Origin of the sequence: Streptomyces sp. NPDC058198, from assembly GCF_042882605.1 — a bacterium.
Lineage (GTDB): Bacteria > Actinomycetota > Actinomycetes > Streptomycetales > Streptomycetaceae > Streptomyces.
Genome location: NZ_JBHVVP010000002.1, coordinates 436811 through 451040, shown reverse-complemented (window position 1 = coordinate 451040; position 14230 = coordinate 436811). Strand labels below are relative to the sequence as shown.

The following is a 14230-nucleotide window of genomic DNA, read 5'->3' as shown; positions in this document are numbered from 1 at the left end:
ACGGGATGCCGCAGAGCCCAATGTCCGGGCTGGCACTACCCGACACCGTCCGCGCGCCGGCCTGTGGGTGGGAACGGGCCAAAGTGGGGGGGTCGCGGGGGTTGCTGGGGTGTAAAGGTGCTTGTGGGGTGGGGTGGGTGAAGGGGGGTTGGGGGGTTGGGGGGTGGTTGGGTTTCGGACAATGATCATCCGCTTTGATGACAATGGCATATTCCGCTGGAACGATCTACGTACCGCACGGGCGTCACATCCGGTTTCCATGCCCACCGGCCGTCATCACGCGGCCGGACAGAAGGAGCTGCAGGAGTGACGGACAACTTCCCTACGAATAAGACAACGTTGCCATACGTGGCGGCGGTCGCGGCCGGCACCATGGCCGCGCTCCTCGTTTCGGTTCTCCCCGCCGTGGGCGCGGTCCCCGACGCCGTCCGCGCGGATCGAGCGCCGCGGCAGATAGCGGCGGAGGCCAGACCCGGTGCCGAGGCCGTCGAACTCACCCCCGCGCAGCGGGAGAAGAGGCTCAAGGCCGCGGCCGGGGCGGGTGCCGCCACCGCTCGGTCGCTGAAGCTGGGTACCCGGGAGAAGCTCATTCCCAAGGACGTCATCGAGGACGCCGACGGTACCGTCCACACCCGTTACGAGCGTACGTACGCCGGGCTTCCCGTCCGCGGCGGCGATCTGGTGGTCCACGAGCGGGCCGGTGCCCGTACCGTCACCAAGGCGTCGGACGCGGCGATCTCGGTACCGACGACCGAGGCGCGGGTCACGGCCGCGACGGCGAAGAAGTCGGCCCTGGCCGTCGCGGAGACCGAGAGGACCGAGGAGGCCGCACCGGACGGAGCGCCGCGGCTGGTGGTCTCGATCGAGGCCGGTGAACCCACTCTGGCCTGGGAAACCGTCGTCGCCGGTGTGCAGGAGGACGGGACTCCGAGCAGCCTGCGCGTCCTGACCGACGCCGGCAGCGGTGAGCGGCTCGGGAATGTCGAGCAGATCCACGCGGGCGTGGGCCGGAGCCAGTACAGCGGCCAGGTCCAGATCGGATCCGTGCGCGAGGGCGGCACCTTCGAACTGACCGATCCTCAGCGCGGTGGCCACTCCACGTACGACCTGACCCTGGGCGGGTCCGGCACACTCCTGACGGACGATGACGACGTCTGGGGTGACGGAACGCCGGCCGACCGCCAGACGGCTGCCGTGGACGCCGCCTACGGCGCGCAGAAGACCTGGGACTTCTACCACGACAGGTTCGGCCGCAACGGCATAGCCAACGACGGCGTCGGCGCGTACTCGCGCGTGCACTTCGGCGACGGATACGCCAACGCCTTCTGGGACGACAACTGCTTCTGCATGACCTACGGCGACGGGATCGAGAACGCCAGACCGCTGACAGCGCTCGACATCGCCGCCCACGAGATGACCCACGGCGTCACCTACGCCACCGCCGACCTGGAGTACGAAGGTGAGTCCGGCGGCCTGAACGAGGCCACCAGCGACATCATGGCCGCCGCCGCGGAGTTCTTCGCGGACAACCCGGACGACGTACCCGACTACTGGATGGGCGAACTGGTCGACGTCCGCGGCACCGGCAAGCCGCTGCGCTACCTGGACCACCCCTCCCGGGACGCCTCCGCGAAGGGCACCTCCCAGGACTACTGGACCTCGGAAACCGAGTCGCTCGACCCGCACTTCAGCTCCGGCGTGGCGAACCACTTCTTCTATCTGCTCGCCGAGGGCAGTGGGAAGAAGACCATCAAGGGCGTCGACTACGACAGCCCCACCCAGGACGGCAAGCCGGTCTCCGGTCTCGGCCTGCACAACGCCACCAACGTCTGGTACCGCGCGCTGACCGTCTACATGACCAGCACCACCGACTACGCGGGCGCCCGCACCGCCACCCTCCAGGCAGCGGCCGATCTGTTCGGCAGGTCCAGCGACGCGTACGAAGCCGTCGGCAACGCCTGGGCGGCTGTCAACGTCGGTGCCGCCTACGTCAACCACATCGCCGCGCAGACACCGTCCCCCCGGGACGCGGCGGTCGGCCAGCCGACCAGTCTGCGCATCGAGGCGGCGACCTCCCGTCCTGGCAGCCTCACGTACTCCGCCACCGGTCTGCCCGACGGTCTGTCACTCGACGCCGCCACCGGCCTGATCACCGGCAGCCCGACGGCGGCCGGCGACTTCACGGCAAGGATCACCCTCAGAAACTCGGCGGCGGAAACGCTCACCGTGCCCTTCGTCTGGACCGTCCTCGCCTCCGGCGGCGACTTCTTCGTCAACCCCGCCAAATACGTGATCCCTACCTGGAGCAGCGTCGAATCCCCGCTCATCGTCGCCGGCCGGGAAGGCAACGCCTCCGGCGACCTCAAGGTGACGGTCGATCTCTTCCACGGCTTCGCCGGTGGCCAGGTGATCGACCTGATCAGCGAGGACGGCACGGTGATCCGGGTGAAGGACTTCGTCTACGCCCCGGGCCCGGAGCTGCACGCGACGTACACCGTCGACGCCTCGGCGGTACCCGCCAACGGCACCTGGAAGCTGAGGGTCCAGGACAACACCCCGGGCATCTTCACCTTTGACCCCGGCTACCTGGACCGCTGGAGCCTGACCTTCTGACCGCACCTTCCACACACCACGGGTGCGGTGGAGGGCCTCTCCGGCCCCTCCACCGCACCCTTTCAGCGCGCGAGCGTCAGGTGAGCTTCACCTGCTTGCGCGCTGCGGTACTGGGGAGGAAGTTCCCGTTCCCCGAGTAGACAGCCGTGACCGTCGCCGTGCCCTTCACCTTCGGCAGGGTGATGGAGAAGCTGATCACGCCCTTCTTGGCCGCCGGCAGGCTGACCTTGGTGGTCGTGGTCTTGCCGCCCACCTTGGCCGTGACCGTGACCGTGCCGGTCGGATAGTCCGCGGCGCTGTGGCCGCCGACCGCGATCTTGACGGTCTCGGACTTTCCTCGGGCCAGCGTGGTCTTGGAGAGCGTGAGAGACGTGGTCGTCTTCGCCTTCGCGACCGTGAGCTTCTGCGACACGACGCCGCTGGGGGCCACGAAATCGGTGCCCTCGTACCGTACGGACACCGTGTGCGTACCGACGGAGAGCGACGCGGGCAGCTTGAACTCGCCCGCTCCCGTGGCACCGACCTTCGCCGTCAGCGACCCGGTCCCGTACGTGACGGTCACCGTGCCGTTCTTCGCTCCGGCCACCGAGAAGACGCCGGAGACCGCGTGGCCGTAGGTGGTCGACTTCGTCAGCAGCGCCATGGCGATGGAGCTCTGGCCCTTCGTCAGCACCAGCTGCACCGGGTCCGAGGCCGAGGTGTCCGCGGACGCGGTGCCGCCGAAGGCCGCGGTGAAGGTGTGCGTACCGGCCTTGAAGCCGGCCGGAATCTTCAGCGAAGCCGTTCCGCCGGCTGCCACGGCCGTGCCGAGGACGGTGCTTCCGTTCCGGAAGGTCACCGTTCCGCCGTCCGTCCCCCCGCCTGTGACCGCCGCCTTCAGCGTGACCGACTGGCTGATCTGCGGCGCGGCCGGAGTGAGGGTGAGTGCCGTCGCGGTGGTCGCGAGGACGTCGATACCCGCCGTACTCGTATAGCCGGAGCCCGCGCCGACCGCGCTGAGTGCCACGCTGCCGTACGGCTGGTCCGCGGGTACGACGGCCTGGAAGGACACCGTCCCGTCGCTGCCGGCGACGGCGCTGCCGAGCGCCGTCGAACCGAGCGTGAACGCCACGCTCTCCCCGTCGCGGTAGCCGGACCCGCCGACCGTGACGGTGGCTCCCGGTTCGGGCCGTACGTCACCGACGGTCAGCGCGCCGGGCCGGGAGAGCGCCTCGTACTCGGCGCAGACGTCGCCCTGGACGCCGACCGACGGTGCGGCGGTCACCGTCCCGGTCACGCCGTCGTCCTCGCGCACCTTGATGGTGCCGAAGTCCTGGCTGCCCAGGACCGCCTGGGTGGAGTTGGACACCCCGAGCTTGTAGGACGTGGTGGCGGCCGCTCCCGCGACGGTGTCGCCCACCACCGGGATGTCGACCACCTGGCAGGTGGTGTCCGGGGCGAAGGTGACCTTCTGCATGGCGAGGCCGACCTTGCCGGTCGCCGAACCGACCACCGTGAGATACGCGGTGACCGGGGACGAGCTCGGCTTCGACAGATAGACGGCGGTCTGGGCCGCGCCGGGACCGTTGCCCTCCTCGGTGGCGGTCGACGCCACGTTGACGGTGGTCCGGGTCCGCGCGTTCGGCGTGCCCATGCTCTTGTCGGCGAAGACGAGGTCGGAGAGGTACACGCCGCCGGTCGTCACCCCGTCGGCCCCGACCGCCGCGGTGAAGGCGACCTTGGTGAGGTGCGTCAGATCGAGCCCCGCCTCGGCCAGCGTCGCGGTGGGCACCCGCACCTGCTGGAGCACGATCTTGCCCAGGGTCGTCGATCCGCTGGCCGGCATCCTGGTCACGCCCCATGGATTGAGGCTCGACACCAGGCTGCTCCAGGTGCGCCCGGAGGAGTCCGTCACGCTCAGCGTCATGTCGGTGCCGGTGGTGACGCTCTCGTCCGGCGAGAGGCTGACCGTCATCTCGTCGTACCGCGACACGTTCTGCTGGGCGGACGGGAGCGTCACGCCGAGGGCGCCGGTCGTGGCCGTCCAGGTCAGGTGGGTCATGATGTTCAGCGGTACGTTCGGCGCGAAGGAGGCCGGAGTCCAGTACGGCACCTGCTGGTTGGTGAGCGTGCTCCCCGGGTTGGTGCAGACCGGGTACGGCTCAGGAACGGTACGCCCGTACTTGTTGGCGCAGACCGTGGCCGTCGCCGTCGTGGACGTACCGATCAGCGGGCCGGTGGTCTTGAACGAGGCGATGTCCCGCCGCGTCGAGGACGGCTGCTGCGCCACCGTACGGACATCGGCGAAGCCGGAGACCGACGGCGGTGTCACCTGCGAGCCGTCGAAGAGGCCCTGGAACTGGGTACGGCCGCCGAGGGTCGCCTCGAAGAACCCGGAGATGTACGCGGCGCCCACCTGGTACTGCTGCTCCGCGGTGAGCCGGATGTTCTTGCCGGAGGCCAGCGCCGCGGCGCTCGTACCGCACACGGCGTCGCCGGTGTTCGACCAGTCGTCGGAGCCGCCCGGGAAGGGCGGAGTCCACCGCGAGTTGAAGAAGTTGTGGTCGGCGCCCATGATCCAGAGATCGGAGCGCAGTACGTCGTCGGAGAACGCGTCCCGCGAGTCCGCGTAGAAGTGCTGGCCCTGCTGGTCGGACACGTCACCGTCGCAGTACGGCAGCATCGTGGTGGTGACCACGTCGGGCAGCGTGGTGCGGGTGAAGTCGACCGGGGCCAGCGGCAGGACGGACTTGATGTTCCACGGCTGGGGCAGGGCCGCGTTGAGGACACCGGACGCCACGACACCTTCGCCGCCGCGCGAGTGGCCCATCAGCCCGATCGAGCCGAAGTCCATGGAGCCGACCAGCTGCGACGGAGTCACCGTGCCGCCGGGGTAGGTGGCGTCACCGGCGGTCAGCGCCTGCTCCAGCGTGACGTCCCGGCCGGCCGCCGCGTCGTGGTACGCGACGGACTCGCCCGCGTTGGCCTTCTTCAGCATGGTCAGCGTGTCGAGGACGAGCTGACCGCGGGCGATGGCGCCGTTGTCCGGCGCGAGCTGGTTGTCGTTGGCGTTGATCGCGTTCGCCGAGATCGACACCACTGTGTTGCCGTCCGCCGCCAGCGCCTCGGCGGCGCCGTCGTATCCGGCGTAGCTGATGATCGGCGCCGTACCCGCCGCGCAGGGCCAACCGCTCGCGCCCCGCAGGGTCGTGGTGTTGTAGCACGAGCTGTGCCGGCCGTGCAGGAAGATCACCACCGGGTGCGCCTTGCCGTCGGTGGGCAGGTAGATACGGCCCTGGGCCTCGCCCCGGATGCCGCCGATGGCGCTGAGCGGAATCGACTGCGGGCCGAAGTCGTAGTCCGCGACCGTGTAGGAGCCCTTGCCGACAGTCGTCGGGTCGTCGGGTGTCGTTCCCGAGCCGCCGATCTCGGTCGGGACGTCGTTGGCCTCGGTCAGCTTCCGCGCCTTGGCCTGAGCGGATCCCGACAGCAGGGAGGTCGGCCCGGTGGCGGTGCTGTTGCCGCCGGTGGACCACTGCCAGCTGATGTTCTTGGCCGTGGCCACCGAGGCGTCGGCCGTGGTGACCGTCAGGGTGCGCCCGTCGGCGGACTCCGTGGCGGGGCCGAGGTCCGTGCCGTCGGCGACCAGTTCGGGCAGGTCGCTCTTGACGGGGAGGGCCGTGTCCAGGTCCAGCGACACGACGTAACCGCCGGCGGCCTGGGTCACCGTCCATCCGTCGCCGGAACGGACCACCGGGGAATCAGCCTCCGCCGCGGCGGAAGCCACCGGAGCCCCGGCCAGCGACAGCGCGCTCAGCGCCATCAGCCCCGCGACTCCTCCAGCAAGCGGACGCAGCCGCGCCCGCATGGGTCTTGATATGTCCACGTGTGCCTGGCCTCACTTTCGAGCGCACGAGCGACAACCGCCCGGGCGCGACGCGTCCGAGGACGCGGCGGCAGCAATTGATCGACAGCCGGACGAACGTTCACATCTCAACTAACCCTGTGGGGCGTGGAAACCCAGAAGTTTCCTATTTTTGACGCCGACGTCATGTAAACCAGACTGAACAACTACTTGTCAGATATGTCGCCCATAGCGTCTGACCTGGCCCTTCGCGAAACGCGTTACATAGGGAAAAACCGTGCCGCCGCCGGACACGGCGGCGGCACGGGCGAGGTCGCGCGGGCGAGGTCGCGCGGGCGAGGTCGCGCGGGCGAGGGGCGCGCGAGCGGGGGTCGCGCGGGCGAGGTCGCGCATCGGTTCAGTCCGCGCAGTACGTGTCCTGCTTCGGGCGGTGGCCCGTGGTGAGGAAGTCGGTGACCGTGCGGTCGCCGCAGGCGTTGCCGTTGGCCAGGTAGGCGCCGTGGCCGCCGTGGCCGGTCGCGACGAGCCGGGCTCGGCCGCCGAGGGCCTGGCGCATCTTCTGGGCGCCGAAGTACGGGGTGGAGGGGTCGCGGAGGTTCTGGATCATCAGGATGTTGGACGGGCCCTCGGCGGTGATCCGGGTGGGCTTCTCCACCGGGGCGTCCTTCCAGAACGCACAGGGGAAGATGTTCGCCGGCATTCCGGCCGTGAGCGGGTGACGGACCCGGTCGGCGGCGACCGCGCGTTCGAACGCGGGAATCGACGCCGGCCAGCGCACGTCGTTGCAGATGACCCCGGCTATCACCGCCGCGTCCTGGTCCGGCACGGGCTGGGCGAGGTCGGCGGGCAGGGCGGGCGTCTCGGCCGGGTTCCGGGCCGTCCGGATGAGCCGGGCCAGCTGGGGGAAGGAGGCGTCGCTGTACAGGGCGTTCTGGAGCGCCTGCCGCAGCCGGTTGCCGGTCAGCGGGACGCCCGGCGTGGTCGACTCCTTCGGCCGGCGGTCCAGCCCCGACGCCAGCGCGAGGAACAACGGCCTGATGTCCTCGGGCCGTTCCCCGAGCCGCAGGCCCTCGCTCTCCCTGGCCGGGTCCGCCGCCCAGGCGGCGAAGTCGGGGAACCTGTCGTCCGCGGCCGCCGCCATGTTCGCCTGCCAGCCCCGCGCGACGCGGGCCGGGTCGGGGTCGCCGCTGCTGTCGAGCACCCAACGGTCCGTGTGCTGCGGGTACTTCTGCGCGTATACGGCCCCCACGTAGGTCCCGTACGAGATCCCCCAGGCGGACAGCTTCTCCTCGCCCAGCGCCTGCCGGAAGCGGTCGATGTCACGCACCTCGTTGGCGGTGGTGAAGCTGCGCAGCACGGCGCCCCCCTGACGATCGCACGCGTCGGCGATACGCCGGGACCGGGCGACGTTCTCCGCGATCTCGCCGTTCGGCCCCGGCCAGGACCGGAGGTTCACCAGGTGGCGGTCGTCCTCGCTGAGCCCGCAACTCGCCCTCGTACTGCCGCCCACCCCGCGCGGATCGAGGCTGACGATGTCGTACGCACCGGCCATCTCCTTGCGCAGCGCGACCCCCTTCTGCCCCAGCCGCTGCACCCCGGACCCGCCAGGACCCCCGGGGATCAGCAGCAGCGTCCCGCGCCGCGCCTCGGGCCGCTCGCTGCGGAGGCGGGACACGGCGAGGGTGAGCCACGGGCCGTCCGGGTCGCGGTAGTCGAGCGGTACGGGCAACTCGGCGCACTCCTGCTCGGCGGGCCCGCCGGGCTGGACGCAGGACCGCCAGGTGAGGCCGGGGGCGGGGGTGGTGGCGGTGCTGGCGGTAGCGGTGGCGGTCAGGGTCGAGGCGACGACTGTGGTGGAGAGTGCGAGAAGGAGGGCCCTGCGGGCGTAAGTAGGCATGGAACAAGGGTTGTTGAGCGCGCCCCTCCCGCCCATCCGGCAGCCATGACGCCCGTGGTGGGGCTAGCGGGTGTCCGCAACGTCATGGAAGCCAGAGTTTTAGGCAGGCGAGGGTGACCATGGCTTGGTAGTGAATGGCTCGTTCGTCGTAGCGGGTGGCGAGCGCTCCGTTTTGTTTGAGGCGGCCGAAGCAGCGTTCGACGACGGCCCTCGTTCCGGGCCGGAGTCTCAGGTGTTGGCCAGGGTGCGGTCGAGGAGGGGCAGCAGGCGGTCCCAGTGGCGCTGCAGTGCGGCAGGGTTGAAGGCGTCGGTGTCGGACATGGTGAAGCCGTGGAGGGTGCCGGGGTAGATCTCGGAGGTGTAGCTGACCCCTGCGGTGTCCAGGGCCTGGTTGAGCTCACCGAGCGCCTCGGGCGTCATGTCGGTTTCGGCGTGGCCGAGGTGGACCTCGCCGTTGAGGCGGTGCAGGCTGTCGGGCCCGTCGGCGCCCACGGGGCCGTGGAATCCGGCGACCGCGGCCACCTGGCCGGGGTGGGCCGCGGCGGTGCGCATCGCCAGGAGGCCGCCTATGCAGTAGCCGGTCACCGCGACCGGTCCGGCGCCGACCTCGGGCTGGGTGGTGAGGAACCTGAGGTAGGCGTCGGCGTCGCTCAGGACACGTTCGGCGGTGTGCGCCTTGATCAAGGGCATCAGCTGGGCGACGGCCGCGGACCGGACCTCTTCTCCGATGTGCTCGGGAAGTTCGATCAGCGGTGCCGGGCCGTGCCGGTAGAAGAAGTTGGGGACGAGCACGTAGTACCCGTGCCCCGCCAGTTCGCGGGCCATCTCCCGCAGCACGGGCCGGATACCGAAGGCGTCCGCGTACATCAGCACACCTGGGTGCCGCTCGCCGTGGTCGGGGAAGGCGGCGAAGGCGTCGGCCTGGCCGTCCGTGGTGGGAATCTGCAACAGCTTGGTGGGCATGAGTTCTCCTGTCGTGGTTGACGTGTCGAGCTGTGATCAACACGACAGGAGGCGGAGCCCGCGCAGCAGCGCCAGATCCTCGGTCCAACAGCGGGCCGGCACCGGCCCGTACGGCGCTCAGAGGAGCGCCGGGTCATCAATCCGTGTGTGGTGCGATGCCGTCCCGGTAGTCATCGCCGCATAACGTAGCCCAACGGACAGGATCGATGCCAGCCCTCCCCCAGGCCACAGTGCTGTTCGCGAGAATGATGAGGCTTGCCGGGTTTCGGTGCACTGGTGGGCTGGGCGGCAGCCGGGCGGATGTGCGATCCCAACTGCTGGCGGTGGCGGTGCCGTGGCGGGCGGGGCCGGTTGGGACAATCCTTAGCGGGCTTGTGTGGTGCGCGTCTTGGTGGTGGTTTCCTTCTTCTTCGCGGCCCTCTCCTTCTCCGCGGCGGCCTGGTCGCGGAGCTTCTTCACGCGTTCGGTGACGCAGGTGTCGTAGCCACCACACTCCGTACGGGCCTGCTGGTACAGCGGGTCCGCATTCGACTGAGCCGCCTTCTTCGTCGACTCGGCAACCGCCTTGGCGTTCTTCTCCTTGGCAGATTCCTTCTGGGCGCCGGGAGTTTCCGCTGTCCCCTTCTTCGCGTCCGCGGTCTTGGTCGATTGGACCGGGCCGGCCTTCTGCGAGTCCTGTTTCCGGGGCTGCTCCTCTCGCGTGGTGCGCGTCTTGGTGGTGGTTTCCTTCTTCTTCGCGGCCCTCTCCTTCTCCGCGGCGGCCTGGTCGCGGAGCTTCTTCACGCGTTCGGTGACACAGGTGTCGTAGCCACCACACTCCGTACGGGCCTGCTGGTAAAGCGGGTCCGCATTCGACTCAGCCGCCTTCTTCGTCGACGCGGCAACCGCCTTGGCGTTCTCGCCCCGGAGCTTGCCCACGCGCTCAGTGACGCAGGTGTCGTAGCCACCACACTCCGTACGGGCCTGCTGGTAAAGCGGGTCCGCATTCGACTGAGCCGCCTTCTTCGTCGACGCGGCAACCGCCTTGGCGTTCTCGTCCCGGAGCTTGCCCACGCGTTCAGTGACGCAGGTGTCGTAGCCACCACAGTCCGTACGGGCCTGCTGGTAGAGCGGGTCCGCGTTCGACTGAGCCGCCTTTGCCTCGGTGGTATCGAGTGTCTTCTGTAGCTCGGTCAGGGCCGGGCCGATATCGCGCAGGGTGCCGGGTGTGAACTCCGGTCCGGTGAAGGGACGCACGAGGTCCTCAAACGGGCTGTTGTCGGTGTACGTGCGGTTTTCGTTGAGGATGCGCGCCCGCAGGTCGGGGTCCTGGAGTGCCTCCTGCAGCAGCTCCTGGTGTTCGTGCTCGCGGTTCGTCTGTTCCGCGTCCGCGTAAGCCTGGCCGAGCAGTTCTCCAACGGCCGCCCAGGCGGCAGCCTGGCCGCCGCCACGCGGCAGCTTCGCCCCGGGCTCAACAGGTCCGGTCAAGCGGGGCCTGACAGGCGCCGGTCCCGTGGTGGAGGTTTTGGTGCCGCTGGTCACCGGTCCGGCCGGGAGGGGTTTGGCAGCGCCGGTCCCGGGGCCGGCCGGAGGGTTCTTCGGGCCGGACTTCGCCGGACGTGTTCCGCCAGTGCCGTCGCTGCCGTCGTCCGGTCCTCCCCTGAGCTCGTCCCGTTCGGCCCGGGCCTGTTCGAGCTCGTCGCGAAGCGTGGGGATCTGGGCCAGTACCTGCTGGCGGCCGCTGGGCAGCGGGTGCTTGTCCGCCTTCTGTTCGAGATCGCGGATCTTGTTCTGGAGCTTGTCAATATCGGCGTCAAGCTGCTTGATCTGAGTTTTGGTGTCGGCCGGTCGGCTCTCCTTGAGTTTCCGGAGCTCGCGGGCCACCTGTTGGTACTCCCGCCGTGCCGTCTTCAGCTTCTCCTCGGCGCGCATCCGCTCGGCCGGTGTCACGGCGTCGCCCTGCTCCCGCTTCAGCGCACTGATCTTGTCCCCGGCTTTGGCGACCTGCTTCTTCATTCCGTCGAGGGTCTGCTGCGAACGCCGGTGTATCTCCACGGCGTCCTCGACGAAATCCGGCACCGTCCCCCATGAGACGCTGCCGCCCTTTCCCGCCAGCTTGATGAGCCGTTTGACGACGACCTGTGCAGCGGTCTTCGTCTTGTACTGCGGGTCATGAGGATCGAGCGTCTCGGCGGCCAGGCTCTCAAGAAGCCTCCACTGCGCCCTGCTCACGATGCCGGGGCGGGCAGGGCCCTCGTCGGAAGCGCCCGCCGTGGGGCTCGGCGGCGGTGGCGCGGCCGAGGCTTCCGTGAGAGGCCCGGCCAGGATGAAGCCGACTGCCGCGAACAGTGCCACGAGCGCCATCCGCAGAAGCGTGGGCCAGTGGCTGGATACGCGTCCCGCCGACGAGGCGGTGTCGCCGTGCTGGGGGGAACTGGGTTCGTGCCAGGCAACGTTCACGATGATTCTCCTGACGTCTGCTGGGTGTGTTCCGCAGCCCGGGCATCGGCGGGGATACCGGCGCATCAGAGCGTCGGCGGCCGGCACGGGGCGGTGGCAGAAGCCTCGTGGGCTGTCGATCCTGCGGGCAACGGATTCCGGCGGCCGGGACAGTCCGGGACTGTCCGAACAGGCCAAACGCCCTGTTCGGACGGGCTCACCAGCAGAAGCACCCGCAAGCCGATTTCCCGCGAGAGGGTTTTCGCCAGGGCACGAACGGTGAGAGCCGGCCGTACTTCCAGCCGGGCCGTGCGGTCGAGCCCGGTCGGGCGGCTTCGACTCCGCCGGCCCCCGTCCCGCGTCCGAGGATCAGCGGTGCCGGAGCGTGTCTGCGGGTGCTCTGAGCTGCTAGGACGCATCCGGACTGTCCCGGACGGCGAAGGCGTTGCCGGACATCTCCACGCCGCAAGAGTCTCGTTCTCGTGCCCCACATCGGAGGGGTCGTAGAGGGGGATGTGATGAGAAAGCACCTGCGGGTCGTCGGGAGCCGTACCGGAACCCGGTCCGCGCCGCGCGGACTTCACCGCGAGCGGCCGACCAGCCGGAGGCGGGGGGCTCTGGCCCGGGCGGCATTCGGCACCTGTGCCTTGGCCGTGCTGGGCGTGTTGGCCATCCTGGCGGGCGCGGTGCTGGCCGTCCACGGCCCGTCCGCGGCCGGCCCTGCCTCCTCCCCGTCCCGGCCGGTCGTTCTCGAACCGTCATACGGGCCCACGGTCCCCGCACCGGCCAAGAGCAAGGGCGACGGCGAGGCGGAACGCCCGAACTCACAGCAGCGCGACGCCAGTGCCCGGGCGCAGGACAAGGGCGGCCGTATCGCCCCGTCCGAGGGGAAGGGCAGCCGCGCCGTCCGGCCGAAGACAGTTCGGCTGGTCCCCGGCGACACCCTGTACGGCCTCTCCGAGAAGTACGGCACCACGGTGCCCGCCCTGCAACGCCTCAACAGCCTGGGTGACTCCACCCTCATCTACGCGGGCGACACCTTGCGCCTGGCCGACGGCGCGGAAAGCCACGCGCCCAAAGCCCGCACCGGCTCCGGCACCAAGCACGGGACGACCGGCCCGTCGGCTCCGAAGCGGACCGCTCCCGCACCGACGGCAGAGGTCCCGGGCCGCACAGGGGCCGCCGAGGCCATCGGCTACGCCAGAGCGCAGATAGGCAAGCCGTACGTGTGGGGCGGCGCCGGCCCACGCGGTTACGACTGCTCCGGACTGGTCATGCGGGCCTGGGCGAAAGCCGGAGTGAAACTCCCGCGCACCACCTGGGACCAGAAGCACGCGGGGAAGGCCACCACCCGCGCCTCGCTCGTCCCGGGCGACCTGGTCCTGTCCTACGGTGACGGCCACATCGCCCTCTACATCGGTCACGGCAAGGTCATCCACGCCCCCCGGCCCGGCACCACCGTCACCGTCGCGCCCCTGCCTCCGTTGTCCCACACCACCGGCTATCGCCACATCACCTCCTGAGGCCACCCCATGCACAGGCTTCGACAAGGCCGTTGCCCGGGACGCCCAGCGCCCCGCGCTCCCTCCCACCGCGTCCCTGACAAGGGCATCGGCTGCCGGGCCGTCGACGGCCCGGCCGAGGGCTATCTCCTCCCCCCCGCACCTGCGCCGACGTCGCCACCGATCACGGCGACCGTTGCGGTGGCCCAACCGACCGTTTCCATGCGGACCGATCCGCCTTCCAGCTCTGCAACGACCACTAGAACGCAAGGTCGGCCCGGGGCTCTTGGGTCGAAGACCCCGTGGGTCAGTCGTCCGCCGCGGCGTCGGAGTCCGCCGCGTTCGCCGCGGACTCGGCGGCGTCCGCCAGCCCGGTGAGCCGGTTGATCTCGGCGGACGACGAGGCCGGGGCCGTAGCCGCGGGCGGGGTGGCGGCGGGTGGTTCAGTGGTGCCGGCCGTCTTGTCGGAACCGGCGCAGCCGGTGACCGACGCGGCGCAGATCAACGACACGACGACCAGGGCCAGGGCGCGGGTTCCGCGGGTCACGCCGAGGCTCCGTTGTCGTGAGCCGCGCACCACTTCTTGACCTCGGCCAGGTCCGTCTTGCGCTGCTCGAGCGTGGGGGCGAGGGTCTTGCGGAAGGTGAGCTTGTTGGTGAGGTAGGTCTCGATCGTGTCGTGGCCGGCGGTCCTGGCCGCGGCGACCCGCTGTTCGAGGCGGGCGACGGAGCCGCGCGTCTTGTTCGTGCCGTTCAGCCGCTTCAGTGCGCGGTCGATCCGCTTGTCGATCTTCGGAACCCGCTTGCACAGCGCCTGGGCGCCGTCACCCGGCGCGCTCGCGCTCGCGCTCGGCGCCGGTGTGGAGCCGTCCGCGGCAGCGGTCCCCGATGCCGTGAGCAGGGCGGCTGCGGCGGCGAGTGCCGCAACGACGGTCTTCGTACGGTGCATGGCGTGTTTCCTTCCGATGCGGCGCGATGCCTGTCGGTGAGAAAC

At 70.0% G+C, this 14230-nt stretch carries 8 protein-coding genes and 1 pseudogene; 2 read left to right on the top strand and 7 right to left on the bottom strand.

Annotation, left to right across the window (positions count from 1 at the left end):
* Positions 1–372 precede the first annotated feature (372 nt).
* Entirely contained in the window at positions 373–2613 is a 2241-nt protein-coding gene (locus ACFVWW_RS10480) for a M4 family metallopeptidase (RefSeq protein ID WP_386877389.1), read from the top strand.
* Between the two features lie 76 nt (positions 2614–2689).
* Here the strand turns inward: ACFVWW_RS10480 and ACFVWW_RS10475 are convergent, their stop codons facing one another.
* The 5 genes and pseudogenes from ACFVWW_RS10475 to ACFVWW_RS10455 all read right to left on the bottom strand — a co-directional run bounded on the left by ACFVWW_RS10475 (position 2690) and on the right by ACFVWW_RS10455 (position 11756).
* Positions 2690–6415 (bottom strand): Ig-like domain repeat protein, encoded by a 3726-nt coding sequence (locus ACFVWW_RS10475; RefSeq protein WP_386877208.1) that lies wholly within the window; start codon positions 6413–6415, stop codon positions 2690–2692.
* A 439-nt stretch (positions 6416–6854) separates the two neighbouring features.
* Complete coding sequence (locus ACFVWW_RS10470) at positions 6855–8354, bottom strand: alpha/beta hydrolase (RefSeq protein ID WP_386877207.1); 1500 nt, start codon at positions 8352–8354, stop codon at positions 6855–6857.
* Between the two features lie 82 nt (positions 8355–8436).
* A pseudogene (locus ACFVWW_RS10465) lies at positions 8437–8565 on the bottom strand (IS5/IS1182 family transposase); the annotation flags it as partial.
* A 17-nt stretch (positions 8566–8582) separates the two neighbouring features.
* Positions 8583–9317: a dienelactone hydrolase family protein gene (locus ACFVWW_RS10460; RefSeq protein ID WP_386877206.1), complete on the bottom strand. Its 735-nt coding sequence runs from the start codon at positions 9315–9317 to the stop codon at positions 8583–8585.
* Positions 9318–9680: 363 nt separating this feature from the next.
* Positions 9681–11756, bottom strand: a complete 2076-nt coding sequence (locus tag ACFVWW_RS10455) for a hypothetical protein (protein ID WP_389679464.1) — start codon at positions 11754–11756, stop codon at positions 9681–9683.
* Between the two features lie 497 nt (positions 11757–12253).
* Between ACFVWW_RS10455 and ACFVWW_RS10450 the strand changes: the two genes are divergently transcribed.
* Positions 12254–13258, top strand: coding sequence for an NlpC/P60 family protein (locus ACFVWW_RS10450; protein WP_386877205.1), 1005 nt, complete (start codon positions 12254–12256; stop codon positions 13256–13258).
* Positions 13259–13544: 286 nt separating this feature from the next.
* Here ACFVWW_RS10450 and ACFVWW_RS10445 read toward each other — a convergent pair whose 3' ends face one another.
* Complete coding sequence (locus ACFVWW_RS10445) at positions 13545–13784, bottom strand: hypothetical protein (RefSeq protein WP_386877204.1); 240 nt, start codon at positions 13782–13784, stop codon at positions 13545–13547.
* A complete protein-coding gene (locus ACFVWW_RS10440) occupies positions 13781–14185 on the bottom strand; it encodes a hypothetical protein (RefSeq protein ID WP_386877203.1) in 405 nt (134 codons plus the stop codon). The genes ACFVWW_RS10445 and ACFVWW_RS10440 overlap by 4 nt, the downstream gene beginning before the upstream one ends.
* Positions 14186–14230: the final 45 nt, after the last annotated feature.

Coding starts and splice junctions, on each gene's coding strand:
- ACFVWW_RS10480 (WP_386877389.1), top strand. CDS start 373: ATGGCCGCGCTCCTCGTTTCGGTTCTCCCCGCCGTGGGCGCGGTCCCC.
- ACFVWW_RS10475 (WP_386877208.1), bottom strand. CDS start 6,415: ATGGCGCTGAGCGCGCTGTCGCTGGCCGGGGCTCCGGTGGCTTCCGCC.
- ACFVWW_RS10470 (WP_386877207.1), bottom strand. CDS start 8,354: ATGCCTACTTACGCCCGCAGGGCCCTCCTTCTCGCACTCTCCACCACA.
- ACFVWW_RS10460 (WP_386877206.1), bottom strand. CDS start 9,317: ATGCCCACCAAGCTGTTGCAGATTCCCACCACGGACGGCCAGGCCGAC.
- ACFVWW_RS10450 (WP_386877205.1), top strand. CDS start 12,254: ATGAGAAAGCACCTGCGGGTCGTCGGGAGCCGTACCGGAACCCGGTCC.
- ACFVWW_RS10440 (WP_386877203.1), bottom strand. CDS start 14,185: ATGCACCGTACGAAGACCGTCGTTGCGGCACTCGCCGCCGCAGCCGCC.